Raw genomic sequence first — 26,027 nt, forward strand, 5'->3', positions numbered from 1 at the left:
GGTAGTAAAATAATATTTATAAACATATCTTAAAATTAATCTTTATGAGAAGAATTAGTGTAATCGGTTCAGCATTGGCAATTGCCATGATCATGACAGTCAGCTGTGGTTCAAAAAAGCATGAAGAATCCCATGGCCACGACCACGCCAAAGAAACGGCGCACAATGCAGTAAAAGGAGAGGCGCTGTCCTTTAAGGAGGTGGGAAGCAAAGAAATTTTCCAATCCTATTTATCCGTGAAAAATGCATTGGTGAAAGGTGATGCTTCAGCTGCCAGCGAAGGTGCTGGAGCGCTATTGGCCATTCAGGGTTTTGAGGGCCAGGACGCGGCCATGAAAATTCAGGAAACCTCTGACCTTGCCGCTCAGCGGGAAGCATTTGCTGACTTGAGTGCATCGGTCGAGTCGTCATTGACCGGTCAGGTGACCTCGGGGGCGGTGTACAAACAGTTTTGTCCCATGGCATTTGAAGGCAAGGGAGGGTATTGGCTTTCCGATCAAGAAGCCATCAAGAACCCTTACTACGGAGACAAGATGCTTACTTGTGGCCGTGTTGATCACGTTATGGGAGCGCAATAAGCTCCCTTTTTGTTTTGATAAACTTCTAACACCATGACACAAGAAAACCACCATCAATCAGCACATGACCACCATGACCAGCATGATCATGGTGGACACCATGCCCATATGCTTCAGGATTTTAAAAGAAGGTTTTGGGTTTCCATTATTTTGACGGTTCCCGTCCTGCTTCTTTCTAAGATGATCCAGGAGTGGATTGGGATGGAATGGACCTTTCCTGGTGATAAATATATTCTTTTCGGGCTGTCGACAGCCATATATTTTTATGGAGGATGGCCATTTCTGAAAGGATTAAAGGAAGAGCTTGAAGAGGGCAAACCGGCCATGATGACCTTGATAGCTTTAGCCATTACCGTTGCCTATGGTTATAGCTCAGCAGTGGTATTTGGGCTGGATGGCAAGGGGTTTTTCTGGGAGCTTGCCACCTTGATCGATTTGATGCTCATAGGGCATTGGATCGAGATGAAATCAGTGATGAATGCCTCCGGTGCATTGGACGAGTTGGCTAAGCTCATGCCTTCGACCGCTCATAAATTCAAAGAGGATGGGGATACGGAAGAGGTAAAGATAGCCGATTTGCAGCAAGGCGATGAAGTGCTGATCAAGCCAGGAGAGAAAGTCCCTGCTGATGGTGTGGTGGTAGATGGCAGTAGTTATGTCAATGAGTCCATGTTGACAGGAGAGTCCAAACCTGTTAAGAAAGGCAAAGGTGATGAATTGGTAGGAGGAGCGATCAATGAACAGGGATCCTTAAGAATAGCGGTCAAAAAAGTGGGTGAGGAGGCCTACCTTTCCCGGGTAATCGACATGGTGAAATCTGCACAGGACACCAAGTCTAAGACTCAAAATTTAGCCAATAAAGCAGCAGGTTGGCTGTTTTATATTTCGATAGGAGCAGGAGCCATCACCATGGGCGTGTGGTTGGTGTTGGGGAAGGAATTTGATTTTGCCCTGGAGCGGATGGTGACAGTGATGATCATTGCCTGTCCTCATGCACTTGGACTTGCCATACCACTTGTTACGGCTATTTCCACATCGGTTGCGGCTAAAAATGGTCTCTTGATAAGAAACCGGACGGCATTTGAGCAATCTGGAAAAGTGACCATGGTAATATTTGACAAGACGGGTACCTTGACCGCTGGTGATTTTGGTGTCAAGGAATGCAAAAGTATACATGAAGGTTATTCGGATGAGGAAATCCTAAGGTATACGGCATCTATTGAGCATCATTCCGAACATCCCATTGCCAATGGCATCATGAAGAAGGTAAACGAAGAGGAACTCGATTATCCATCAGCGAAGGATTATGAAAACATCACAGGAGAAGGAGTAAAGGCAAAAGTGGAAGGAAAAAAGGTGATGGTGGTAAGCCCAGGGTATTTGAAAAAGCAGGGAATAGAGGTTTCCGAGGATATTAAGGAAGAAGGAGTGGAGACATTGGTCTTTTTGGTAGTAGAAAATAAGGCTGTAGGATATGTGAAATTGGCAGATAGTGTGCGTAAATCCTCCCAAAAAGCCGTTTCTACCCTTCAAAATGATGGAGTGAAAGTAATCATGGCCACAGGTGATAACGAGTCGGCCGCGAAAGCGGTGAGTGATGAATTGGGGCTGGATGGTTATCATGCCGAGGTTTTGCCAGAGGACAAACAAAGCATCGTTCAGTCAGCACAAAAAAAAGGAGAAGTGGTCTTGATGACTGGTGATGGAGTGAATGATGCTCCTGCATTGGCCGCGGCAGCTATAGGGGTAGCGATAGGTTCTGGGACGGACGTGGCGGCAGAGACGGCTGATATTGTGTTGGTAAACAGCGATCCGATGGATTTGTCTGCGATGATTCGTTTTGGGGAGGCCACTTATCAGAAAATGCGTCAAAACCTGTTTTGGGCCACCGCTTACAATGCCATAGCATTACCGCTGGCCACTGGCTTTGTTCCAAAACTGGTGATCAGTCCTGCCTTGGGAGCGGTACTGATGAGTCTAAGTACCATTGTAGTGGCCATAAATGCGCAGCTTCTAAGAAAGAAACTGCACAAGGATTGAGTCAAGATACCGGATGATTAATGGACCCGAACCGTTCAATGATCGATTTTTCGATTTCTTCGCGATGTTCGGGTGCGGCGATGTTCATGAGTGCCACTGCCCGTTGGCGAAGGTTTTTGCCGTAGAGGTAAGCTACGCCATATTCTGTGACGACATAGTGCATGTGCGCCCTGGTGGTAACCACCCCGGCACCTTGCCGAAGGAAGGGGACGATTTTGGAGGCGCCTTTTTTGGTGGTGGCAGAAAGGGCCATGATGGGTTTTCCGCCTACCGATAAGGCAGCCCCTCTCATAAAGTCCATCTGGCCGCCCACACCCGAATAATGGTAAGTGCCGATTGAATCTGCACAAACTTGGCCAGTAAGGTCCATTTCGAGGCATGAGTTGATCGAAATTACTTTTGGGTTTTTTCTGATAACGGCCGTGTCGTTTACATAGGCGGTTTCATGGAAAGATAGGATAGGATTATCATGTATCCGGTCGTATAAGTCCCTATTGCCTACGGCAAAAGAGGTGACCACTTTTCCAGGATGCTTGACTTTGTATTTATTGGTAAGGGCTCCGCTGTCCATCAGTCCCATGATGCCATTGGAAAACATTTCTGTATGAACTCCCAAATCCTTATGGTGGTGGAGGGCATCCAATACCGCGTCAGGGATGGCTCCTATGCCCATTTGGAGGGTGGACCCGTCCTCGATAAGCGCTGCAATATGGTTTCCTATTTTGAGTTCGTTTGCGCCGATTTTACTGGAATAATCCACTTCCGGCAGAGGGTCGTTGGATTCTACTACATGATCAAATTGGCTTATGTGGATCATCCCGTCACCATGGGTGCGGGGCATATGGGGATTGATTTGGGCGATGACTACTTTAGCGGTGTCCACAGCGGGTTTGGCGACATCTACGGAAGTTCCCAAGGTGCAGTAGCCATGCGTGTCCGGAGGGGATACATTTACGATGGCCACATCAATTGGGAGGATGTTTCTCCGAAAAAGTATGCCGATTTCACTTAAGAAAATAGGGACATAGCCCCCTTGGCTAGAGTTTACGGCATTTCTGACATTGGCAGAAACAAAAAGGGAGTTAATATAAAAACTGTCCTGATAAGGTGGTTCGGTCAAGGGCATGTCGCCTAATGTGGTGATCGAGACAATTTCGACATTTTTCAGCTCCTGGTGCCGCTGGGCAAGTGCTAAAAGCAAGGTGGAAGGAGTGGCGGCACTTCCATGGACAAAGACCCGGTCATTGCTTTTTACTACTTTTACTGCATCCTCTGCAGTTGAAAATGACAAATTCATAGGCGTTAGGATTTTGCTATAAATTGATTTCTAATAAAGTTACTCATTGACTTTTCTTTAACCCAATTATAATATGATAATATGTGTATTTTTTTGATTTTTATCATGTATGAAAGTGACGTTTGACATGTTTAAATGTGTATACATCAATTCAGTGATTTTTAGAGCGGTAACAGATTCTAACTCCCTTTTCTTGGCCGTATTAGCCTTTAAAAGTTGGTGGAAGTTTGGGGGACTGTAGGTTTTTTGGATCGTCAGCTTGCGCTAAAATAAGTTGGGTAAAATTACTATATTCGCATATGCTAAATTGACAAAACCATCCATTTGGAGGGGTTATTTTACATCTACAGTTAATCAAAAGACACCATAAAATCAATTTCGGATTACTTTTATGACCCAAAAGGTAACAGCTTATAAACCCAAGAGCCATGTGAGGATCGTTACCGCGGCCTCTTTGTTCGATGGCCATGATGCAGCCATCAATATCATGCGCAGGATTATCCAGTCGGTAGGCTGTGAGGTGATTCATTTAGGACATAACCGATCCGTTCAGGAGATCGTTTCCTGTGCCATTCAGGAAGATGTTCAGGCGATAGCAATTACTTCCTACCAAGGAGGGCATATAGAGTTTTTTAAGTATATGTACGACCTGCTTCAAGAAAAGGGAGCTGGGCATATTAAGATATTTGGAGGCGGTGGAGGGACGATACTGCCAGCAGAAATCAAGGAACTACATGCCTATGGGGTTGCCCGCATTTATGCTCCAGATGATGGGAGGTCCATGGGGCTCCAAGGGATGATCAATGACCTGGTGGGGCAAGCCGATTTCCCATTAGGGGATAAGTTGGATGGAGGTGCACTACCGGATGTCAGGCACCCAGAGCGGATTGCCCGTTGGATTTCGGCGGCAGAGAACTTTCCCGATGCTTATCAATCGATGCGGGAGAAGCAAGGACATGGAGGGGAGGATAAAACCGTGCCCGTGTTGGGGATTACCGGTACCGGTGGCGCAGGAAAATCCTCGTTAGTGGATGAACTGGCCAGAAGGTTTCTGGTGGATTTTCCCGATAAACATTTAGCGATTATTTCTGTGGATCCTTCCAAGCGTAAAACAGGAGGAGCACTGCTGGGCGACCGGATTAGAATGAATGCCATTCATCATCCCAGGGTGTATATGCGCTCACTGGCCACTCGGCAGGCCAATTTGTCCCTTTCCAAGCATGTTAAAGATGCCGTTGATATCGTGAAAATGGCGGGGTTTGATCTGGTGATTTTAGAAACTTCAGGCATAGGCCAGTCCGATACAGAAGTGGCCGACCACGCAGATCTTTCCTTATATGTCATGACCCCGGAATATGGTGCAGCTTCCCAGTTGGAAAAAATCGACATGTTGGATTTTGCTGACCTGATTGCCTTAAACAAGTTTGACAAGAAAGGTGCCTTTGATGCCCTAAGGGATGTGAAGAAACAATTTGTCCGCAACCATGGGCTCTGGGATGCGAAAGACGAAGAATTGCCCGTGATAGGAACCATTGCATCGCAGTTTAATGATCCGGGCATGAACAGGCTTTACCGGGAATTGATGTTAAGGCTTACCGCCCTGAAGATAGCTGATTTTACACCTTCGGATGGAGCTTCTTTGGAAGAATTGGAAAAGCTGTTTATTATTCCACCTTCCAGGACGAGGTACTTGGCTGAAATAGTCGAGGAAAACCAACGCTATGAACAATGGGCGGCTACACAAAAAGAGCTGGCCAATCGACTGTATGGGGTCAAAAAGGCGATCGAGACCTTTGAGGAAGAAGCTGAGGGAGAATCCGCCGTAATGGAAAGCTTGGAAGCGGCTTATACTGCCTTGACCAATAAACTGGATGCTGAGAACCTGCAGTGGTTGGAAAATTGGAAAGAGCTTGTGGGAAGTTACGCAAATGACCAATTTACCTTTATGGTTAGGGGGAAAGAGATCGCTATCCAGACTTTTTCGACATCACTTTCAGGTACCCGCATTCCCAAAGTAGCGCTGCCAAAATATGAAGCTTGGGGCGATTTGCTCCAATGGAAATTTAAGGAGAATGTACCGGGTAAGTTCCCCTTTACAGCAGGGGTTTTTCCTTTTAAGCGAGAGGGAGAAGACCCGACTAGGATGTTTGCCGGTGAAGGCGGACCCGAGCGTACCAATAGACGTTTTCATTACGTCTCAAAAGACATGCCTGCCAAGCGTCTTTCGACAGCATTTGATTCGGTGACCCTGTACGGAGAGGATCCGGGCTACCGGCCTGATATCTATGGGAAAATAGGCAATTCGGGGGTGAATATATGTTGCCTGGATGACATGAAAAAGCTGTATGCTGGGTTTGATCTGGCTGATCCCCGGACGTCCGTTTCGATGACCATCAATGGCCCTGCGGCTACCATGACGGCTTTCTTTATGAATACAGCTATTGACCAGCAATGTGAACGGTATATTTATGATAAGGGGTCGGAAGGTGAAGTAGAAGCCAAGTTGGATGAAATGTACCGTGAGAATGGGCTGGAACGTCCCCGCTATCAAGGCACTGTTCCTGAAGGAAACAACGGATTAGGGTTATTGCTTTTGGGCGTTACAGGCGACCAGGTCCTGCCAAAAGAGGTTTATGAGTCCATCAAAGCCGATACCCTGACCAAAGTGAGAGGGACTGTCCAAGCCGATATCCTCAAGGAGGATCAGGCGCAAAATACTTGTATCTTTTCTACGGAATTTTCACTTCGCCTAATGGGCGATGTGCAAGAATACTTTATCGATCAGGGCGTTCGGAATTTTTATTCTGTATCGATTTCAGGCTATCACATTGCCGAGGCAGGGGCCAATCCCATTACCCAGCTGGCATTGACCCTTTCCAATGGATTCACCTATGTGGAATATTATGTTTCCAGAGGGATGGATGTAAATGCATTTGCTCCTAATTTATCCTTTTTCTTTTCCAATGGAATTGATCCGGAGTATGCGGTGATTGGAAGAGTGGCCCGTCGAATTTGGGCAAAAGCGATGAAACTAAAATATGGAGCAAATGAGCGTTCTCAAATGCTGAAGTACCATATCCAAACATCGGGAAGATCATTGCATGCACAGGAAATTGACTTTAACGATATTCGTACCACACTTCAGGCCTTGTATGCGATTTATGACAATTGTAATTCCCTTCATACCAATGCGTATGATGAAGCGATAACCACTCCTACGGAGGCCTCTGTAAGGAGGGCCATGGCCATTCAGTTGATCATCAATAAAGAGTTGGGGCTGGCCAAAAACGAGAATCCCCTTCAAGGGGCATTTATCATCGAAGAGCTGACCGATTTGGTGGAAGAGGCGGTGTATGCTGAATTTGAAAGAATTACCGAGCGTGGAGGGGTGCTTGGCGCTATGGAAACCATGTACCAAAGGGGGAAGATACAAGAAGAAAGCCTACACTATGAGACACTAAAGCATGCGGGTACGTATCCAATCATAGGAGTGAATACGTTCCTGTCTTCGGCAGGTTCGCCCACGATAACCCCTGGAGAAGTGATTAGAGCTACCCAGGAAGAAAAAGAGATGCAAATCAAAGGGCTTGAGAATTTACATCGGAAATATGAATTCCAATCAGTAGAACTGTTGAATGATTTAAAGGAGGCAGCTGTTACTAATGAAAACCTGTTTTCGCAGCTTATGGAAGCGGTAAAGTGTTGTTCATTAGGTCAAATTACGCATGCGCTCTATGAAGTTGGCGGACAGTTTAGAAGAAATATGTAATATTCCACTGTGGAAATTTAAAATAATGTTTATAAAAAATCATTTAGAAAATGGCAAAGAGAAATGTGACGGTTACGATGAAAGCGGATTACGAATATGAAGCAGTGAATCCGCAAGGCAACAAGGTTCAGATAGATATGTATGATCCTGAAAAGAAGCAACATCAGTCACCTATGGACTTGGTACTGTCGGCAGTGGCTAGCTGTGCATCGGTAGATGCGGTATTGATGATGAAAAAGAAGCGAAAACAGGTAGAGGGATTTAAGGTAGAGACTGAAGGGGATCGAAATGATGGTATTCCAGCCTTTTATAAGTCCATCCACATGAGGTTTGTGCTTACCTCACCAGATGCCACTGAGGAGGAATTTGCCAAAGTGGTGAAGTTATCGGTGGATAAGTATTGCTCGGTTTCGGCTTCATTGAGTGCGGAGATCAGTTATAGCTCTGAAGTGATCAGGCCATGAGGGTAGTTAAGGAATTTACTAAAAAGGATATTCGGATTTCCGTTTTTTCTTGGAATGGGAAGTACTTGCTCAAATATGAGCAGGGGATGATTGAGCAAACGTATAAAGTGAGCGAAATGGATATTTTGGAAGAAGATGATCTTCAAGTTTTCTTTACCGAGTCCTTTTTAGACGAAATCAATAAAAGATTTGAAGAGATGCATCAATCTCTTAGAAATCAGGTTGAAAATATTTAAATTTAAGGCCTGTTTACATATTCATAGATGAAATATGCTTATTTTACTTTAGTCGGCTTGGTGTTGCTCTTTTCTAATGGTTGTAGGGATGAGGCAACGGCTGTATATACTACTGAATTTGCCGAGCTGGATTCTATTATCGGGATGATGGAATCTGACCTCAAACCCTTGGAGGGGCAAATTCAGGAATTGGCTTCCCAAACGGAGTATCTCTTTGATCACCAGGACAGATATGCCGCAATGGCTTCCCGTGATGAGTATAAAATTTCGGATGCAGGCGTGATATATCGGGAATCAGCTGACAAGTCGGAGAGTAGTGTGCATGTTTCATCTATTTCCCAAAACAGGGAAGAGGTGTTCCATCAGATTTATTTTACAGAAGCCTTGGATTCAGCTTTTAGGACGGTGTATGCGGATACGCCGTTGGTGGCTCAGGTTTACTTTAATACCCGGCTCCAATTATGTAGGATTTATCCATCGTTGGATGCGCTGCAGGTCTTTGATACGGATGCAGACCTTACGAGCTTTAATTTTTATTACATGGCTGATGAGGTGAGGAATCCTGAAAAAAAGAGTAAATGGGTAGAGGATATTTATGTTGATCCTGCTGGCAGGGGATGGATACTTTCATTGATTCATCCGGTTTATCATCAGGGGCAGTTAGAGGGCGTGATGGGTTTTGATATCACGATAAACGATATCATTCAGCGTTTTTTGAAGAAAAGCGATAAAAAGCTGCTGATTATAGATGGCTCGGGTAATATTGTCGCAGGCACAAATGATGCTATCGAGATGCTAAACTTGCCTCCGTTACGAAACCACACCTATATCCAGACCATAAATTCCGATAATTTCCGCAAGGAGGACTACAACCTATTTAAGTCAAAAAGCAAGGAAGTCAGGAAAATGGTAGCCAAGTTTTTATTAGAAAAGGATAATGTGTACAAAATGGAGGATGATTTTTCCAGTCAGAAATATACTGTTTATTGTAGGCAAATGAATTTGCTGAATTGGTACATACTGGAAGTAAAACGTTGACAAATTAAATGTTCATGAGAAATAGGGATAATTTTAAACGATTTCATGTATTGACATTAATGTCAGTAGCATCGATTATTCTAATTTTCTCATTGGGATACCTTTTTTATAACACGCTGTCAAAAAACTTGTTGGGAAGTAGTCGGCAGTTTTTGGCCAAGCAGGTGGAGATAGCCTCCAACGAAGTACAGCGCAGGTTTAATACCCTTTATGAAGACTTGACTTATTATACCACAAGATGGGAAGGTTATGATGAAGTCTCTGGAGCAGAGAAAATCCAGTCTTCGCGGACCCGTCAACTACTGAACTCTTATGGTGATTTGGTAGATACCTTGTTTGTGAAAAGGGGGGAGGAAATTTGGGCTTTTAACCTGAAGGACAACAATTACTTCGAACAGATCAAAATTGATCAACCCAAGAGCTTTAATGACCCGAAGAGGTTTATTAAAGTCCAATCGCATTTAGATCCTATTACGGTAATAGCCTCGGTTAATTTAGATGGTTTTTTGGGGCATTATACTTCCAACCATTATTTAGGTGATGGTGGGTATAAGTTTTACCTGTATGGAGAAAATGCCTATCCCTTGGGAGAGAATGAACGCACGGTAGAACTTTCTTTATCTCCGGCTTTGTGGAAAGAAATGCAAAATGAGTATTTAGGTGGATTGAGGGGAGTGTATGAAGGGGATATCTTGAAGTATCAACAAGATGGTACAGCGGCGCGTTTAAAAGCCATTGTGGCTCAGTACCCGTTTAATTTGTTCCCCCTTGAGGGGAAGTTTGCTATAGTGTTTGCCCAAGACCAAAGTATTATCATTTCTAGGCTTTACAATACGTATTTTCTACTTTTTGTAGGGCTTTTTACTTTGTTAATTTTGGTCATCTATCTGCTGATCAAGCATGGGATCAGCATAGATGAAAGGCATATAGCGCTAGAAAAGCAATCTCAGCAAATCAACCGGCTGTTCGAACAGCAAACCATGCTCCTTCAAGAGACCAACGGCTTTGTATATTACCACGATGCATCAGGAAAAGTCAGCAACGTCAGCGAAAATGTCACTAATGTATTGGGGTTTACGAAAGAGGAGTTTCTTGAGAACAATAAAAGTCAAGTAGTCGAAAAAGACCTTCAAAAGCTGCAAGAAAAAGCCAAAAAAGCCCTTGATGAAAAGTGGGATTATTTGAGTTTTGAAGTGAGTTTCTTAAAGAAGGACGGTGCCATCATCCGTACGAAAAATTTTGAGCGACTTTTTTATGATCAAGAGGGTAAGTTTGTGAGCAGTGTGGGGATATGTACCGATATCACGGAGAAATACTTGGCAGAAAGAGAGCTGATTAAGAGTGAGAACAGGCTTCGGTCGGTATTGAACAGTTTACCTGATATTATTTTTATTTACGATAATCAAGGCGTTTATCTTGACTATTATGTCCAGGAATCAGATATGCTCATATCGCCGCCAGAATTGTCGCTTGGCAAGCATATTAGGGATATTATTCCTCCTCCTTATGGAGAAAAAATGGAGAGTGCGCTACTGAGGGCTGCTAAAACTGGAAAGGTACAGACTGAGCAGATGACCTTGGACTTACCATCAGGAAAGAAATTTCTGGAAATAAGGTTCTTTAAACTGGATGAAGAAAGGATGATTTCTGTGGGCCGAGACGTGACCGAACAGAAATTATGGGAGAAGGGCTTGAAAGAGGCGAAGGAAGTGGCTGAAGGAGCCAATAGGGCTAAATCTGAATTTTTGGCCAGCATGAGCCATGAAATTAGGACCCCCATGAATGGGTTGTTGGGAATGATTGGCCTGTTGGAGCATACGAAAATGGATGATGAACAGCAAAGTATCGTCAAAGTAATCAAGGACTCTGGGGAATCGCTTTTGGTGATCATCAAGGATATATTGGATTATTCCAAAATCGAGGAAGGCAAATTGGAGTTGGAACTGTCCAGTTCGAAATTTAGAGAAGAACTCAATAAGGTGATCAATATTTTTTCTGGAATGGTAGTGGGAAAAGAGCTATCCCTGAATTTGGATATTGCCCCCACGATTCCACAATGGCTGATATTGGACAATGAAAAACTCAGTCAGATCCTGTTTAACATCATTGGGAACGCGGTGAAATTCACGCCAAAAGGCGGGGATGTCAGTATTAAAGTTTCTGGGGAGCCAATACTCGACAAGAATTTTATGCTTTACTTTAATGTCAAAGACACTGGAGTAGGCATTCCTAAATCCAAAATAGACCAGCTGATCAATCCTTTTACCCAAACCGGCAGGGGAACCGCTGAAGAGAAAAGCGGGAGTGGCCTAGGCTTGGCCATCGCCAATAAGCTTATTGAACTGATGGGAGGAAGCCTTCAGATTGAAAGTGAAGTAGGAAAAGGGTCTGAGTTTTCCTTTACGGTTTTTGCTAGGATTTCGGATAGTGAAGAAAAGGTAGGGAAAGATGATTACGAGAAATATGCTAAGGAGGAATATAAGCTCTCCCACATTTCTGATAAATTCCCCAAAGAAATTTTACTGGCCGAAGATAATGATATTAACCTAAAATTTATGAAGCTTCTGATGAAGCAATTAGGGTATTCGGTGGATACGGTAAGTACCGGTGAGGAAGCCGTAAAGGCCGTTCAAAAGAAGCGATACGATATGATTTTCATGGATTATCAAATGCCTGTGATGGATGGCCTGGAAGCTTCCAGGGAAATCAAAAAAATGAAAGAAGGAAAGTACATCCGCATTATCGGCCTCTCAGCCAATGTGTTTAAGGAAGATATAGAGCGGGCCTATGAGGCGGGAATGGACGATTACCTAACCAAGCCTATAAAGATTCAGGACGTCGTCATGAAAATAAAGGAAAGCTCAGGAATGAGTGTGTAGGGAAATGGAGGAAAATGAAAGAAAGCAGCGGTTTATGCCCAATGGCTACCGCTGCTTTTTTTTATAATTTGCTGTCAATATCAAATGCTTCGAGGTAATCGGCTACTCTTTTGACAAACATTCCGCCCAGCGAACCGTCTACTACTCGATGGTCATAAGAGTGGGACAGGAACATTTTGTGCCGAACGGCAATGACATCTCCAGTCGGCGTTTCCATTACAGCAGGCTTTTTGGTAATGGCACCTACCGCTAAAATGGCCACTTGAGGCTGCATAATGATGGGAGTACCCATAAGATTCCCAAATGATCCTACATTCGATATCGTATAGGTTCCACCTGAAAGCTCATCGGCGGCCAATTTGTTGGTTCGGGCCCTTGCAGCCAAGTCGTTGATCTTTTTGGAAAGCCCTGTAAGGTTGAGTTCATTGGCTTTCTTGATGACAGGCACGATAAGATTGCCGCTGGGAAGTGCTACGGCCACACCGATGTTTATGTCCTTTTTCTTAATGATCCGATCACCATCGACAGAGATGTTGATCATGGGGAAGTCTTGGATAGCCTTGGCCACTGCTTCAACAAAGAACGGGGTAAAGGTAAGGGGTTCGCCCATCTTGTTTTTGTATGCTTCCTTGACCTTGTTTCTCCAAAGGACAATGTTTGTCACATCAGCCTCTACAAAAGAAGTGACGTGCGGAGAGATCTGTTTGGAAGCGACCATCCTTTCGGAGATCATTTTACGCATCCTGTCCATTTCAATGATCTCATCCCCGGCAGAAACACTCGCTGCGGCCTTAGGCATAGGAGTTCCGGAAGTAGCGGTAGACCTGGATTTTAAGTAATCGAGCATGTCGTGTTTGGTGACCCTGCCTTCTTTTCCAGTGCCCGGAATTGTCGCAAGCTCAGCTTTAGAGATGCCTTCTTCTTTGGCGATACTGAGTACCAAAGGCGAGTAAAAACGCTTGTCCCCAGTGGACTTCTCTGTTACTGGATTAATGATGGTGGCCGTTTGTGATGGAGCAGCCGCCAATAAATCTTCTTTTTCACTACTGCTGTCTGTATCTACTTCTTTCGGCTCGGTGGCTTTAGTATCATCTTCCTCCTCGCCTTCTGTTTCTATCAGGGCAATAGGGGCGCCTACAGCCACCACGTCACCTTCCTTGGCAAGGATTTTTTTCAATACACCAGCATGGGAAGAAGGCACTTCCGTATCTACCTTGTCGGTAGCTACTTCCAGTACCGACTCATCCTCTTCTATGCTTTCACCTTCTTTTTTTAACCATGTCAAGATGGTGCCCTCTATAATACTCTCACCCATTTTGGGCATTACCATTTCTACAGTTGCCATGTTGTATCTATTTAATTGGGTCTATTTCTTGATTTTAAAATTATATTTTAATTTATTAATCACAAAACAGGATGTCCCAAATTATTTAATCGTTTTCGTTTTTAATAACCTTTCGGAGCAGATTTAGGACAGTCAAGGCTGAATACTGGATATTGAGCAAACGATCATGTGCCAATTGCAATTTTTTGGTCTTGACGCCCTCTCGATTGGCAATAGCGATCCATACCGTTCCGACGGGCTTTTCAGGGCTTCCCCCACCGGGGCCAGCAATCCCACTCGTTGCCAATCCGTAATCAGCATCAAACTTTTTTCGGACCATGCTTGCCATTTCCATGACGGTCTCTTCACTCACGGCACCATGGGCCATAAGGGTGCTTTCTTTTACTCCTAATAGGGCAGTTTTAAACTGATTATGATAAGGAGTGATGGCCCCATTAAAATAGTTGCTGCTTCCAGGGATGGCAGTGACCAAGTGGGAAACATACCCCCCTGTGCAGCTTTCTGCGATGGATATGGTTTTCTTGTTTAACGTAAGAATCCGACCAATTGCTTCGGCTATGGTTTCCTGATCATAGCCATAAATATAGTTTTTTATGAGCGGTTTTACTTGCTGAATGTATTGATTTACCTCTTCTTGAAGCTGATTTATGTCATCCCCAAAGGCTGTAAGTCTCAGTTTTACCTCACCAAGGGAGGGCAAATACGCCAGTTTGATGTGAGAAGGAAGCTGATCCTCCCATTCGGCAATCATGTCTGCCAGCCAGCTTTCACCGATGCCTGCCGTTTTGATTACTTTGTGATAGATGACAGGAAGTGAAAATAGGGTTTTGATTTTAGGAAGGACGAAATTTTCCATGAGAAACTGCATCTCATGGGGGACGCCAGGCATGGACATCCATACACAACCATTTTCTTCAAACCACATCCCGGGAGCAGTTCCCCGGTCATTTTTGACATACTGGCATTTGGTAGGAAGGTGACCTTGGAGCTTGTTTAGTGGCGTCAGTTCACGCCCTCTTTTCTCAAAAAATGCCTTCACATCTGCGATAGCTTCTGGAAAAGGTTCTATGGAGCATTCAAAATATTTGGCCAGCAACGGTTTGGTGAGGTCGTCCTTTGTGGGACCCAATCCACCCGTGATCAGGATGATGTTGGCACGGTTTTGAGCATGCCGGAAGGCGTGAAGAATATCCGGTTCGTTATCACCCACAGTGGTTTTACGGACAACTCTCACGCCAATTTGGTCAAGTTCTTTACTGATCCAGTGGCTGTTGGTGTCCATGATCTGCCCATAAAGCAATTCATCACCAATAGCGATTATCTCTGCGGTAATTTGTTTCATGCGGTTATCGGCTTGGCTTTTTGGTAGGTAACAAAGGTGTAATCAAATTGGTTTTTCTCATCCTTTTTATGGAATTCCTCGGCAGTTTTTGTCCAGTTTTCTAATGAGAATTCCGGGAAATAAGCATCGCCTTCAGGAGCACAGTCTACCACTGTAATGATCATCTCGTCCACAAGGGGGAGTGCCTGTTTGTAGATTTCAGCACCTCCGATGATGAAAGCTTTATCATCGCCTCCTTCTTTGGCGATGGCAATGGCTTTTTCCAAGCTGTGAACCACGTGGTGGCCTTCCGGAACTTCGTATTGCTTGTTTCTTGTGATCACGACTGATGTCCTGTTAGGGAGTGGTTTGCCCATGGATTCATAAGTCTTTCTTCCCATGATGATGTAGTGACCGGTAGTTTGCTGCTTAAAGTGTCGAAGGTCAGCAGAAAGGCGCCAGATGAGTTGATTGTCCTTTCCGATCACATTATTGTTCGCTTTTGCTACGATTATGGATAGTATCAATGCCTTTGGAGTTTTGAATTGCACAAGATACCAAGGTTTTTTGAAGCATTAAAAAAGGTGCTTTAAAAAGTTTGCCCTAAAAGTGATTGTCTTGTTGCGTAGCATGAAAGCCTGTAGGGCATAGCAAAGGGGAGAAAATTAAGGAACGACCATAACGTTCACAGTGTCAGATGGAGAGGTCATTGCCCCTCCATCGCATTACTGTATTCGGCCATTTCAAACTCAAATTGCTCAGTGGTATTTATGGTGGTGATGACCATATCCGTGATACTCTTGTCTTCCTTGGATTCATAGTGGATTTCCAGCACATCTCCATCAGGAAGGCCATCGTAATACGCTTGATACTTTTGTTTTACTCTTTTGGAAAAAAGAAAGTTGTTTTTTGACCAATAGGAAGCATAGCCCTCGATGGGTTCGGTGCTCACCCAATAGCTGGCAGCGTATTCTTCGTTTTCACTAATGTATTCCTCGCAGGTGTAGCCAAGGATTTCTTTGGTGTTTCCCGTTTTGGTGAGGTCAAATGCCGCTGAACTGGTCTCATTGTCCATATCGTCCAGTTCCTTGTCTGCAGCATTATCCATCATTTTTGTCCAGTCCATTCCATAGGCCATGTAATTTTTTTCTCCCTTTTCATTTTCCATCAGCAATACGGAAGCATTGTTTTTATGGTCAAAGATCATTACCGTTTTCTCCGCTTTTTGATCTTGGTTTTCCATTTCTATTCCCCAAAAATCGGTATTGGAACTTAAGAAAGACCGAAAGGTCACCGGTTCGATGGCTTTGCCTTTTTCATCCGTGCCTGAGATTATCATGTCGGTGTAGCCGGTAAAGTGGTAACGGTCTTCTGTGGCTGCATTCATGTCAATACTGCTCATGACCTTTCCATAATCGTAATCACCGCCTTCATAGGTTGATGGGGCACCGAAAATTTGTTCAAGGTATTTGTCTGTCTGTTTGCGGGCAGCATTTTCCACTTCATTGGAAACGCGTCGTTCTACGGCATTTTCAACGCCTTCTTGGGCGGCTTTTTTGAGTTTTTTTAAAAACTGTGCTTGAGTGGTCACAGGAAAAAGCAGCATAGCTGAAAGTGCAGCTAAAAGTAATTTATCAGTTCTCATGGCTCGTTAGTTTTATAACTGACCAATTTAAACAAATGCGGGAATAAAAGCCACAGGAAAAAGGTGTATGGGGCCGCAGAATTATTATGGCCGCCTTGGCAATGAGTATAAAAGAAAAGGCAGGCCATTGTGAAAAGGGCCTGCCATGAAAATGGTTGCTGACAATGCTTGATCAAAGCTTATTGCCGCGTAAGAAATCTTGAATTTCCATTCTTTTCTTCCCTTGTAGCTGGAGTTCTTTGATGGAGAGCGCTCCGGCTCCAGTTTGGAAATGTAAGTAGGTTTTGTTGTCGGATGCATATTCACCGGGGGATTTGCCTTTTAGCTCATCGACTATTTCAGTGGCGAAAATCTTGCAGGATTTATCCTGGAGGGTCGTCCAAGCTGCAGGATAAGGGGAGAGGCCTCTCACCAGGTTATGGATTGATCTGGCCGGTTTGCTCCAATCGATTTCGCAGGTTTCTTTAAAGATTTTAGGAGCGTGGTGAAGGGCTTTTGCTTCATCTTGTCCATAAGTATCCACGTCACCTTTGTCGATCGCTTCAATGGTCTTCAACACCAACTTGGACCCTCTGGCCATCAGCTTTTCATACAGGCTGCCAATATTGTCTTGGGGGAGGATGGGCTCTTTTTCTTGATAGATGATGCTTCCGGTGTCGATTTCATGCTTCAGGAAAAAAGTGGTGACGCCGGTCTCCTCTTCGCCATTAATAATGGCCCAATTGATCGGAGCAGCTCCCCGGTAGTCCGGAAGCAGTGAGGCGTGGAGGTTAAAAGTCCCCCTAGGAGGCATGTTCCATACCACTTCTGGCAACATTCGAAAAGCCACTACCACTTGGACATCCGCACGATAACCCTTCAGCTCTTCGATAAATTCAGGTGATTTCAGATTAGTAGGCTGCAAAACAGGGATTTCATGTTTCAGGGCAGCTGCTTTTACCGGCGAAGGAATAAGCTTTTGGCCTCTTCCTTTTGGCTTGTCAGGTGCGGTGATGACCGCTACGACATTCCAGCCGTTTTCCACTAGGATTTCCAAGGAAGGCACTGCAAAATCGGGCGTGCCCATATAAATGATGCGAAGGTCTTTATTCATGGTTGAATCGTTGTACTGTCGGATCGTTAGGTAGTCACTAAACTATGAGGGTGCTAGAACGATGGATAAATTATGGGTAAAGCAAGTACTTTTCTCTCATGGTTTTATACGCTTGCAATGGCTTCTGCCAACCTGCCTTGATTTCGGCCGCTGATTTTCCGGCTAGAATATCCTTCCTCAACTGGTCGGTCCCAGCAAGCTTGTCGAAAAAGCTGTTGAAAAACTGCTGTCCGCCACCCGACTTTTGGTACATTTCCAGGAGGTATTGTAGCGTAAACTGATGGGTGAGCGGTGTTTTTCTGAGATCGGTACCATAACAGGTTTTGCCTTCATGCGGTGGGTGCTTGCTCATGCCATTGATGCTTTCAGGTGTAAAGGTAAATGATCCGTATTTTGGGTCTGGTGCCCCGTATACCTGAAAGGGAAAATAAGTGCCGCGGCCCACGCTGATGTCAGTACCCTCAAAGAAGCATAACGATGGGTATAGTCGTATAGAAACATCATTGGGGAGGTTTGGAGAGGGCTTGACCGGAAGGGAATAATGTTGTTCATGGTTCCAGTTTGCCACAGGAATCACCGTAATGTCGGCCTTCACTTGGTGTTTTAGCCACCCTTCACCATTGATCATAAGGGCGAGCTCTCCCATGGTGAGTCCGTGAACTACCGGGATAGGATGCATGCCCACGAAACTCTGATATGCCGGATCCAAGACAGGCCCATCTATATAGTCTCCATTGGGATTGGGGCGATCCAGGATGATCAGGGGCTTGCCTTGTTCTGCACAAGCTTCCATTACGTAGTGCATGGTGCTGATGTAGGTGTAAAACCGGAGTCCCACGTCCTGAAAATCAAAGATGAGGATGTCAATATCCATCAAGGCTTCTTCAGAAGGCTTTTTGTTGGATCCATAAAGGGAAACCAAAGGGATTCCTGTTTCTTTATCGGTGTCGTTTTTAATCACCTCACCAGCATCTGCATTGCCTCGGAAGCCGTGCTCGGGAACAAATATCTTTTGGACGGCGATGTCGTTCTCAAGTAAAAAATCAACCAAGTGCTGGTTGTTTTTTTGGGTAAGTACACTTGTTTGGTTGGCGACCAATCCCACTTTTTTACCCCTTAAAAGGGGAAGGTATTGCTCAGGCTGATCTGCTCCCGGAAGGATAGGAGAACTTGTCGAAGGGTCATCGGTGGTTGTTTTTGCCAAAAGGGAACCTGAAATAGCGCGGCATCCCAAAAAGGTCGGTAAAAAAATCAGTAGAAGTATTAATTTTAGCTGCTTCATATTAATTTGCATTTGAATCTTAACAAAATAAAACACTTCATTGAACCTTTCCTACTTCATTGCCAAAAGAATTAGTTTTAAAAGGACAGGCGGTTTTACAGGAACCATACACCAGATTGCCGTTGCGAGCATTGCGATTGGCTTGTCCATTTTAATTATTGCATTTTTGATCTTGGGCGGCTTTAAGCAAGTGGTTTCTGATAAGGTGTTTTCGTTTACGGGGCATTACCAAGTGCATAAATTTACTTCCCATAATGCCTATGAGAATTATCCCAGTAGTAAAGACAGCCAATTTTATACCAGTTATGAAGATTATGGCTATATCCGGCATATACAGGATTATGCGTACAAACCTGGCCTGCTGAAAGGAGATGAAGAGGTTCAGGGAGTCGTTCTAAAGGGCGTAAGTGAGGCCTTTGATCAAGAAGCATTTTCCACTTCCATGGTAAAAGGACGCTTTATCCAGTTTGGAAAAAAGGGGGAAGCTTCCAATGAAGTGGTCTTGAGCAGGAATATTGCGGATAAACTGATGCTCACTGTTGGTGATAAGGTGGTCATGTATTTTGTACAGGATCCGCCACGGTACAGGCGGTTCGATATCGTGGGGATTTATGAAACTTATCTTGAGGATTTTGATGATAAGATAATCATCGGGGATATCCAGACCATCCGAAACCTGAATGGCTGGGAGAATGATCAGGTCGGTGGTTTTGAAGTTTTCCTCAAAGACCCAAGGCTGATTGACACAAAAGAAGAAGAACTATATGAAGTGATCGATTACGACCTGAAAGTGGATAAGGTGACCACCATGTTTATCCAGATTTTTGATTGGTTGAAGTTGCTAAACAATAACGTCTATGTGTTTTTGGGACTGATCCTTTTTGTCGCTGCATTCAACATGATCGCGATTTTATTTATCCTGATCATGGAAAGGACGCAAATGATTGGTTTACTAAAAGCAATTGGAAGCACCAATAGGCAAATCCGGGGCATTTTTGTGTGGAATGGTGTGCGGATCATTGGAAGGGGGATGCTTATCGGAAACCTGATAGGATTAGGAATCGCTTGGCTTCAGGACCTCACCCACCTTATTTCCTTGGATCCTGCCAATTATTACATGAGTTATGTGCCCATCCAGTGGAATTGGCCAATCGTTCTGGGGTTGAATGCGTTGATCTTGTTCGTGACGACCTTGGTGCTGTTTATTCCTGCAATGATGATCAGTAATGTCCGCCCGATCAAAGCGATTCGGTTTGATTAGGAAAGTAAAGGAATGATCCGCTTTTATTTGGTGCTTTGGACATGGTACTTCGCGTCTTCTGCGACATTAGCTCTTTTGTAGGGGTTGAAAAGGCTCTTTAGTTTCATATATATAACCCCCATGACCGCTTCCCTAAAGATATTGGTGGACATTTTGGAAACGCCTTTAGTGCGGTCCGTAAAAATAATGGGGATTTCGACGATCTTATAGCCAAGTTTCCAAGCGGTGAATTTCATTTCAATCTGGAAAGCATATCCCACAAACTTGATTTTGTTTAGTTTTATGCCTTCGAGGACGCTTCTGTGATAGCATTTGAACCCTGCCGTGCTGTCTTTGATGGGGAGTCCAGTGATGAACTGCACGTACACACTCGCAAAATACGACATCAGCACCCTGCCCATAGGCCAGTTGACCACGTTTACTCCTTTGATGTACCGCGACCCGATGGCCATATCATTCCCCTTATCTGCACAGGCCTCATAGAGCCGGATCAGGTCTTCAGGATTATGGGAAAAATCAGCATCCATTTCAAAAATATAATCATAACCATGGGCCAGGGCATACTTAAAACCTTCAATGTATGCCGTGCCCAATCCTAACTTCCCCGTTCGCTCGATCAAATGGATGCGGTGAGGGTAGGATACCATGGCGGCTTTGACCAGACCGGCAGTGCCATCCGGTGAATTGTCATCAATGATCAAGACCTCAAACTGTCCGGACAGTTCCATGACGGTATAGAGAATGTCTTGGACATTTTCCTTTTCGTTGTAAGTGGGGATGATGACGAGTTTTCGATGAATCATAATAAGTCCCAAAAATAGAACTTAAAGCGGGTTTTTGTATACTCAATGAAAAAAAATCGGCATCATGGGACGATTTTTGTAAAGGATGCCATTTACTGTATCCTCGTTTTGCCATGACTTTTCATGATGGGGCTGATCCATTGTTCTTCCAGTAGGATACAGAAAGCAAAGAGGATATTGTTTACCTGCATAAATCCAAATTTTCCTTGGCATAATCGCTACCGTTTTGGGCGGCCTTTTGTAAGTCCAGACAGGCTTGGCTGGGATTAAAGTCTATCATGCACATGGCCCTTCTGGCCAATGCTTCATAATGATTAGGATTTTTTTCGACCACATAGTCAAAATCCTCTTTGGCCCATTCGGTCATGCCCATGCGCATATAGGCAAAGCCACGATTGTAATAAGCCTTCAAGTTATCCGGTGCATACATGATGTACATGTTAAACTGGGCAGCAGTAGTCCATGGATCACCGAGGTTCGCTTGGACTATGCCCCTGTAAAAATAGATAGCAGCATTTTTAGGTTCGATTTCCCGTGCTGATTTCAAAAACTCATCGGCCGATTGGTAATGTTCATTTTTGATCATGGCCCGGCCCAGAAGGATCAATAAGTCCACATCTTCAGGCTTTTCTTTTGCTGCCAGCAACAGGTGCTGCTCGGCCAGTTTGTAAGCGCCTTTTTCCCAGTATAACTTTCCTATCCCGGCGTAAGCATTGCCATCTCGTGGCTTGAGCTGGAGGATTCTTTTGTAATCCGTCAAGGCCTCTTCATATTCCTCCAATGCCTCATGGCTCATGGCCCGAAGCTGTAAGGCCTCGACGTCTGACATTTTCATGAACAAGACCCAGTCCAGTTCTGAAATGGCCTTTTCGAATTGTTGGTTTTCAAAATAGCCTCTTGCTTGATTAAAATCGCCTCCGCAAGCGCTAAACATCAACATACATGTGCAAGCTAGTAAAAGTCTCATATCAAAAGGTTTAGTTATAAAACTAATTAAATAGTTTAATTAAGTCAATACCCAAAGCCATTCTTTATCAAAGTTTTTTTGGGATTTCTTGAAGTTTGCACAATCCAATCACGGCAGGCCTTGCGTATATTTTTTTCAAACAACATTAAAGAGCCATGATCAAAAAAATAATTGTTGGTGCTGGCGTCGTGGTCTTACTGCTGATCGCCACGTTAGCCGTTCACATTTATATGGTGACCAGTAACCGTCCCGAAGGGCCAAACTGGGCCATGAGTCAGATTGACTTTAATGAGGATGTGGATTCCTTAAAGTCAGAGGAAATAAAGACAGACCTTTTGAAAGTAGAAGGGATGCGTGATGCACGCATTAACACCAAATCTGATTTTATCATCTTACTCTATGACCGTAAGCAGCATAATCCCCACGACTTGGTGACACAGGTAAATGCTGATTTTGGGTTACGCGCTTCACTTTTCCAGCCCAGTGAGGACCAATTGGCCGCCAGTTGTCCTGCTATCAATAAAAACTCCCTCACCTATAAATTGGGAAACTATTTCGAAAAAGTATTTACAAACTAATCATTTTCACATAAACCTTTAGAAAACATGAAAAGACTCAATCAATTTTCAGTATTGCTACTGCTTATGACGGCAGTGGTTTTCTGGTCTTGCAACGATAAAGATGACATGGACCAGATCAAAGAGATGGATGATTCATTTTACGCTACCAAACTGGGTGGAGAAATGATGGTAGCTGATCCCTCAAATGACGGTCAAATGATCGAGCAAGGGTACCTTAATTTACGTACCATTGTGACCGGGACAGTGTTGAAAATAGCCTCAGAAGACAAATATGCTGAGCTTCGTCCTTATTTTAATGTATTGCTAGCAGAAGTAGGAGCTGATGACATGTCCGGGTTCAATGCATTGGTAAAGGATTTTACGGATCTATTGGCAGAATCCACAGGAGCCAAAAATTTCACTTATTCTGGCATGAGCATGGCTGATGCCCACAACCCCGAGGCAAATGACCGAATGAATGGCATGATCGATAATGAAGATTTTGATCTGTTTGTGGAGGCTGTGGTAGAAGTAGCCACCGATGCAGGCTTTGGTGACCAAGAGATCTTGGGTCCGGTAGGACAGCTGTTGGAAGGCACCAGGGATGCGATCGTACAGCGTGAAGATGGTACCATGATCGATCTTTACACGAGATTAGGAGGGACCGTAATGGTGGAAGATGCTGACGGTAACATGGAAGAAGCAGGGTACCTGCCGCTTAAAGCAGTCGTTACCGAAACAGTACTTTTAGTAGCCAGTGATCCGGAATTTGCGGACTTGAAGCCTTACTTCCCTGTTTTGCTGGCTGAAGTAGGAGCAGGGGATATGTCAGGATTTAATACTTTGGTGGAGAATTTCAGTGATCTACTGGCGCAGTCCATAGGTTCTACCAATTACATGTATGAAGGCATGAACATGGCAGATGCTCACAATCCTGATGTGAACCCTAGAATGACCGGTAAGATCACCTCTGCAGATTATGATTTGTTTATCCAAGCAGTGGTAAAAGCAGCTACCAATAAAGGGGTGCCGGAATCTGTTATCGCAGAATTTGGGGCATTATTGACCAGTGAAGGGCTTAAAGGAGCGATTGTCCAAGGATAATTCCAGGGATCAGAGCGGTTTAGACAGCCTTGGTTTATGATCATGAAAAAGGCTTTCCAGTTGGGGAAAGCCTTTTTTTGTGCTTATGGTCCATTTTATTTATAAGACTCCTTTGGTACTGGGAAGCTGGTTAAGCGCAGCAATATCCCTTTTTACGGCCATCTTGATGGCACGTGCGAGACCTTTAAAGATAGCCTCGATTTTATGGTGTTCATTGGCTCCTTCCGCTTTGATGTTGAGGTTACACTTTGCGGTGTCACTGAAGGATTTGAAGAAGTGGTAAAACATTTCTGTGGGCATATCGCCAATTTTTTCCCTGTTGAACTCGGCTTCCCACATCATCCAAGGACGTCCGCCAAAGTCTATGGCCACTTGGGCCAGTACATCATCCATAGGCAGTAAAAAGCCGTATCGGTAAATGCCCTTTTTGTCTCCCAAGGCCTTCAGGTAAGCTTCTCCCAGGGCCAAAGCGGTATCTTCGATGGTGTGGTGCTCATCGATGTGCAGGTCGCCATTGACCTTGATGTCCAGGTCGGTGCCGCCATGCTTGCCCAGCTGCTCCAGCATGTGATCAAAGAATGGTAGTCCGGTATCGATCTGACATTTTCCTGATCCATCCAAATTAACCATGATTTCAATCTGGGTTTCCGAAGTGCTTCTTTTAACCTGCCCTATTCGAGAAGGAAGTCGCAGGAATTCGTAGATTTCATCCCATGAAGTGGTACTTAAGGCGGCACCTTCAGCGGCTTCTTCTCCGATGAAAATGGCTTGCGTTCCTAGATTTTTGGCCAGTTGGACATCCGTTTTGCGGTCGCCGATGACGAAGGAATGGGCAAGGTCATAGTCTCCTTTCAGGTAGTCGGTAAGCAGACCTGTCCGTGGTTTGCGGGTAGGTGCATTTTCATGCTCAAATGTCTTGTCAATATGAATGGCAGAAAAAACCACTCCTTCCTCTTCCAATGTTTTGAGCATTTTGTATTGGGCAGGCCAAAAGGTGTCTTCGGGAAAAGAATCGGTGCCCAAGCCATCTTGGTTGGTCACCATCACCAGTTCGTAATCTGTTTCTTCAGCGATCTTTCTGAGGTTGGAAATGGCCTTTGGATAGAATTCCAGCTTTTCCAAGCTATCCACTTGATAATCTACTGGTGGCTCCTTAATGATGGTGCCGTCGCGATCTATAAAGAGTACTTTTTTCATGGTTGTAATGTTGTAGAACTGTTAATTGGTTAAGTTGAAGGAGCAGTCAAGGTGCTTTTGAGTGACCAGTGATGGCATTGATCAGGATAGGCTAGTCGCAATAAATTCCGATAGCTTTCCGATCAATTGATCATTTTCCTCTCTTGTGCCCACTGAGATTCTTAGGCATTGGTCACAGAGCACTACCTTCGAGCGGTCCCTGACGATGATTTGCTGTTCGATCAAATGGTCGTAGGTTTCCTTTGCTGCGGGCACTTCCACCAAGACAAAATTAGCGTGTGTAGGATGGATTTTTTTTATGCCGTCCATTTTGCTGAGTGCGTGCAGCAGGTAATCCCGTTCTTGAAGCATTTCCTTTACCATCTGTTTCATTTTGGAGGTGTCCTGAAGGGCTTTTAGTACGGTTTCCTGGGTCAGTCCACTGATGTTATAGGGTGGTTTGATCTTATTGAGAATCCGAATGATCGGCAAGGATGCAAAGGCCATTCCCAGCCTAAGCGCAGCCAATCCCCATGCTTTGGAAAAGGTCTGCATGACCAGCAGGTTAGGGTGCTGGGGCAGTTCCGCTGTGAAGCTCGGTTCATCACTAAAGTCAATATATGCCTCATCTACCACCACCAAGCCATCAAATCCTACTATGATCTTCAGGATATCTTTTCTTCTGACCTTGTTTCCGCTGGGATTATTGGGAGAACAGATGAAAATGATCTTGGTATTTTCATCCACGGCCTCCAGTATAGCATCAGGGCGAAGCTGAAAATCTGCGCTAAGGTTGACCCTTTTAATGCTGATGTCATTGATGTCAGCGCTTACCTCGTACATGCCATAGGTAGGCGGAAGGATGATGATGTTATCCTTTCCAGGACGGCAAAAGGCCCTCATGAGCAGGTCAATGGCCTCATCGCTACCATTGCCAATGAAAATCTGTTCCACAGGTACCTGCTTGATGGCGCTGATTTTTTCCTTCAAGGCATGCTGGTAAGGGTCCGGATAGCGGTTAAAGCTTTCTGCAGTAATGGAGCCGAAAGGATTTTCATTGGCATCCAAAAACACCCCTTCTTTGCCGGTATACTCATCCCTTGCAGAGGAATAAGGCTTCAATTGGGCGATATGAGGGCGCAGCAGTTTGTTCAGGTCGAAAGCCATTT

The 26,027-nt window shown here is 44.5% G+C and carries 21 protein-coding genes; 10 read left to right on the forward strand and 11 right to left on the reverse strand.

The window, feature by feature from the left end:
• Positions 1–44 precede the first annotated feature (44 nt).
• Both ECHVI_RS11890 and ECHVI_RS11895 read left to right on the forward strand, forming a co-directional pair.
• Positions 45–578, forward strand: coding sequence for a DUF3347 domain-containing protein (locus tag ECHVI_RS11890; RefSeq protein WP_015266241.1), 534 nt, complete (start codon positions 45–47; stop codon positions 576–578).
• A 33-nt stretch (positions 579–611) separates the two neighbouring features.
• Positions 612–2,618, forward strand: a complete 2,007-nt coding sequence (locus tag ECHVI_RS11895; RefSeq protein WP_015266242.1) for a copper-translocating P-type ATPase — start codon at positions 612–614, stop codon at positions 2,616–2,618.
• A gap of 1 nt (position 2,619) precedes the next feature.
• Here ECHVI_RS11895 and ECHVI_RS11900 read toward each other — a convergent pair whose 3' ends face one another.
• Positions 2,620–3,915 carry an acetyl-CoA hydrolase/transferase family protein gene (locus ECHVI_RS11900; RefSeq protein WP_015266243.1) on the reverse strand — a complete coding sequence of 432 codons (1,296 nt, stop codon included), beginning with the start codon at positions 3,913–3,915 and terminating at the stop codon, positions 2,620–2,622.
• Positions 3,916–4,306: 391 nt separating this feature from the next.
• Here ECHVI_RS11900 and ECHVI_RS11905 point away from each other — a divergent pair, with 391 nt between their 5' ends.
• The 5 genes from ECHVI_RS11905 (at position 4,307) to ECHVI_RS11925 (ending at position 12,301) form a co-directional block, all read left to right on the forward strand.
• The gene (locus ECHVI_RS11905; RefSeq protein WP_015266244.1) at positions 4,307–7,684 is read left to right on the forward strand and encodes a methylmalonyl-CoA mutase family protein; all 3,378 of its coding nucleotides are present in this window, start codon (positions 4,307–4,309) and stop codon (positions 7,682–7,684) included.
• A 50-nt stretch (positions 7,685–7,734) separates the two neighbouring features.
• Entirely contained in the window at positions 7,735–8,148 is a 414-nt protein-coding gene (locus ECHVI_RS11910; RefSeq protein ID WP_015266245.1) for an OsmC family protein, read from the forward strand.
• Positions 8,145–8,384, forward strand: a complete 240-nt coding sequence (locus ECHVI_RS11915) for a hypothetical protein (RefSeq protein WP_015266246.1) — start codon at positions 8,145–8,147, stop codon at positions 8,382–8,384. The genes ECHVI_RS11910 and ECHVI_RS11915 overlap by 4 nt, the downstream gene beginning before the upstream one ends.
• A gap of 27 nt (positions 8,385–8,411) precedes the next feature.
• On the forward strand, positions 8,412–9,422 hold the full coding sequence (locus tag ECHVI_RS11920; protein ID WP_015266247.1) for a cache domain-containing protein: 1,011 nt from the start codon (positions 8,412–8,414) through the stop codon (positions 9,420–9,422).
• A 128-nt stretch (positions 9,423–9,550) separates the two neighbouring features.
• A complete protein-coding gene (locus ECHVI_RS11925; RefSeq protein WP_245553299.1) occupies positions 9,551–12,301 on the forward strand; it encodes a PAS domain-containing hybrid sensor histidine kinase/response regulator in 2,751 nt (916 codons plus the stop codon).
• Between the two features lie 61 nt (positions 12,302–12,362).
• Here the strand turns inward: ECHVI_RS11925 and ECHVI_RS11930 are convergent, their stop codons facing one another.
• The 6 genes from ECHVI_RS11930 to ECHVI_RS11955 form a co-directional block, all read right to left on the reverse strand.
• Positions 12,363–13,646 carry a dihydrolipoamide acetyltransferase family protein gene (locus tag ECHVI_RS11930; RefSeq protein WP_015266249.1) on the reverse strand — a complete coding sequence of 428 codons (1,284 nt, stop codon included), beginning with the start codon at positions 13,644–13,646 and terminating at the stop codon, positions 12,363–12,365.
• Between the two features lie 85 nt (positions 13,647–13,731).
• Positions 13,732–14,988 carry a competence/damage-inducible protein A gene (locus ECHVI_RS11935; RefSeq protein ID WP_015266250.1) on the reverse strand — a complete coding sequence of 419 codons (1,257 nt, stop codon included), beginning with the start codon at positions 14,986–14,988 and terminating at the stop codon, positions 13,732–13,734.
• Positions 14,985–15,494 carry a dihydrofolate reductase gene (locus tag ECHVI_RS11940; protein WP_041739757.1) on the reverse strand — a complete coding sequence of 170 codons (510 nt, stop codon included), beginning with the start codon at positions 15,492–15,494 and terminating at the stop codon, positions 14,985–14,987. Before ECHVI_RS11940 ends, ECHVI_RS11935 begins: the two co-directional genes overlap by 4 nt.
• Before the next feature lie 179 nt (positions 15,495–15,673).
• Entirely contained in the window at positions 15,674–16,612 is a 939-nt protein-coding gene (locus ECHVI_RS11945; RefSeq protein ID WP_015266252.1) for a DUF4412 domain-containing protein, read from the reverse strand.
• Between the two features lie 172 nt (positions 16,613–16,784).
• Positions 16,785–17,705, reverse strand: coding sequence for a methionyl-tRNA formyltransferase (gene fmt / locus ECHVI_RS11950; protein ID WP_015266253.1), 921 nt, complete (start codon positions 17,703–17,705; stop codon positions 16,785–16,787).
• A 70-nt stretch (positions 17,706–17,775) separates the two neighbouring features.
• A complete protein-coding gene (locus ECHVI_RS11955; RefSeq protein ID WP_041738597.1) occupies positions 17,776–18,987 on the reverse strand; it encodes an exo-beta-N-acetylmuramidase NamZ family protein in 1,212 nt (403 codons plus the stop codon).
• 40 nt (positions 18,988–19,027) lie between these two features.
• Here ECHVI_RS11955 and ECHVI_RS11960 point away from each other — a divergent pair, with 40 nt between their 5' ends.
• On the forward strand, positions 19,028–20,248 hold the full coding sequence (locus ECHVI_RS11960) for an ABC transporter permease (RefSeq protein WP_015266255.1): 1,221 nt from the start codon (positions 19,028–19,030) through the stop codon (positions 20,246–20,248).
• A gap of 23 nt (positions 20,249–20,271) precedes the next feature.
• Here ECHVI_RS11960 and ECHVI_RS11965 read toward each other — a convergent pair whose 3' ends face one another.
• Together ECHVI_RS11965 and ECHVI_RS11970 are read right to left on the reverse strand one after the other, a co-directional pair.
• Entirely contained in the window at positions 20,272–21,051 is a 780-nt protein-coding gene (locus tag ECHVI_RS11965; protein ID WP_015266256.1) for a polyprenol monophosphomannose synthase, read from the reverse strand.
• 181 nt (positions 21,052–21,232) lie between these two features.
• Positions 21,233–22,018: a tetratricopeptide repeat protein gene (locus ECHVI_RS11970; RefSeq protein ID WP_015266257.1), complete on the reverse strand. Its 786-nt coding sequence runs from the start codon at positions 22,016–22,018 to the stop codon at positions 21,233–21,235.
• Positions 22,019–22,173: 155 nt separating this feature from the next.
• On the opposite strand from ECHVI_RS11970, the gene ECHVI_RS11975 reads away from it, so the two are divergent.
• Both ECHVI_RS11975 and ECHVI_RS11980 read left to right on the forward strand, forming a co-directional pair.
• Positions 22,174–22,596, forward strand: a complete 423-nt coding sequence (locus ECHVI_RS11975; protein ID WP_015266258.1) for a hypothetical protein — start codon at positions 22,174–22,176, stop codon at positions 22,594–22,596.
• A 27-nt stretch (positions 22,597–22,623) separates the two neighbouring features.
• Positions 22,624–23,682, forward strand: a complete 1,059-nt coding sequence (locus ECHVI_RS11980) for a globin family protein (protein ID WP_015266259.1) — start codon at positions 22,624–22,626, stop codon at positions 23,680–23,682.
• Positions 23,683–23,781: 99 nt separating this feature from the next.
• Here the strand turns inward: ECHVI_RS11980 and hisB are convergent, their stop codons facing one another.
• On the reverse strand, positions 23,782–24,879 hold the full coding sequence (gene hisB / locus ECHVI_RS11985) for a bifunctional histidinol-phosphatase/imidazoleglycerol-phosphate dehydratase HisB (protein ID WP_015266260.1): 1,098 nt from the start codon (positions 24,877–24,879) through the stop codon (positions 23,782–23,784).
• Between the two features lie 81 nt (positions 24,880–24,960).
• Positions 24,961–26,025: a histidinol-phosphate transaminase gene (hisC, locus tag ECHVI_RS11990; RefSeq protein ID WP_015266261.1), complete on the reverse strand. Its 1,065-nt coding sequence runs from the start codon at positions 26,023–26,025 to the stop codon at positions 24,961–24,963.
• Between the last annotated feature and the right edge of the window lie 2 nt (positions 26,026–26,027).

The organism is Echinicola vietnamensis DSM 17526 (genome assembly GCF_000325705.1).
Taxonomy (GTDB): domain Bacteria; phylum Bacteroidota; class Bacteroidia; order Cytophagales; family Cyclobacteriaceae; genus Echinicola; species Echinicola vietnamensis.

What these genes read in the sequence shown, in the direction of transcription:
- ECHVI_RS11890 (WP_015266241.1), top strand. Translation starts at nt 45, where the DNA reads ATGAGAAGAATTAGTGTAATCGGTTCAGCATTGGCAATTGCCATGATC.
- ECHVI_RS11895 (WP_015266242.1), top strand. Translation starts at nt 612, where the DNA reads ATGACACAAGAAAACCACCATCAATCAGCACATGACCACCATGACCAG.
- ECHVI_RS11900 (WP_015266243.1), bottom strand. Translation starts at nt 3,915, where the DNA reads ATGAATTTGTCATTTTCAACTGCAGAGGATGCAGTAAAAGTAGTAAAA.
- ECHVI_RS11905 (WP_015266244.1), top strand. Translation starts at nt 4,307, where the DNA reads ATGACCCAAAAGGTAACAGCTTATAAACCCAAGAGCCATGTGAGGATC.
- ECHVI_RS11910 (WP_015266245.1), top strand. Translation starts at nt 7,735, where the DNA reads ATGGCAAAGAGAAATGTGACGGTTACGATGAAAGCGGATTACGAATAT.
- ECHVI_RS11915 (WP_015266246.1), top strand. Translation starts at nt 8,145, where the DNA reads ATGAGGGTAGTTAAGGAATTTACTAAAAAGGATATTCGGATTTCCGTT.
- ECHVI_RS11920 (WP_015266247.1), top strand. Translation starts at nt 8,412, where the DNA reads ATGAAATATGCTTATTTTACTTTAGTCGGCTTGGTGTTGCTCTTTTCT.
- ECHVI_RS11930 (WP_015266249.1), bottom strand. Translation starts at nt 13,646, where the DNA reads ATGGCAACTGTAGAAATGGTAATGCCCAAAATGGGTGAGAGTATTATA.
- ECHVI_RS11935 (WP_015266250.1), bottom strand. Translation starts at nt 14,988, where the DNA reads ATGAAACAAATTACCGCAGAGATAATCGCTATTGGTGATGAATTGCTT.
- ECHVI_RS11945 (WP_015266252.1), bottom strand. Translation starts at nt 16,612, where the DNA reads ATGAGAACTGATAAATTACTTTTAGCTGCACTTTCAGCTATGCTGCTT.
- fmt (WP_015266253.1), bottom strand. Translation starts at nt 17,705, where the DNA reads ATGAATAAAGACCTTCGCATCATTTATATGGGCACGCCCGATTTTGCA.
- ECHVI_RS11955 (WP_041738597.1), bottom strand. Translation starts at nt 18,987, where the DNA reads ATGAAGCAGCTAAAATTAATACTTCTACTGATTTTTTTACCGACCTTT.
- ECHVI_RS11965 (WP_015266256.1), bottom strand. Translation starts at nt 21,051, where the DNA reads ATGATTCATCGAAAACTCGTCATCATCCCCACTTACAACGAAAAGGAA.
- ECHVI_RS11970 (WP_015266257.1), bottom strand. Translation starts at nt 22,018, where the DNA reads ATGAGACTTTTACTAGCTTGCACATGTATGTTGATGTTTAGCGCTTGC.
- ECHVI_RS11975 (WP_015266258.1), top strand. Translation starts at nt 22,174, where the DNA reads ATGATCAAAAAAATAATTGTTGGTGCTGGCGTCGTGGTCTTACTGCTG.
- ECHVI_RS11980 (WP_015266259.1), top strand. Translation starts at nt 22,624, where the DNA reads ATGAAAAGACTCAATCAATTTTCAGTATTGCTACTGCTTATGACGGCA.
- hisB (WP_015266260.1), bottom strand. Translation starts at nt 24,879, where the DNA reads ATGAAAAAAGTACTCTTTATAGATCGCGACGGCACCATCATTAAGGAG.
- hisC (WP_015266261.1), bottom strand. Translation starts at nt 26,025, where the DNA reads ATGGCTTTCGACCTGAACAAACTGCTGCGCCCTCATATCGCCCAATTG.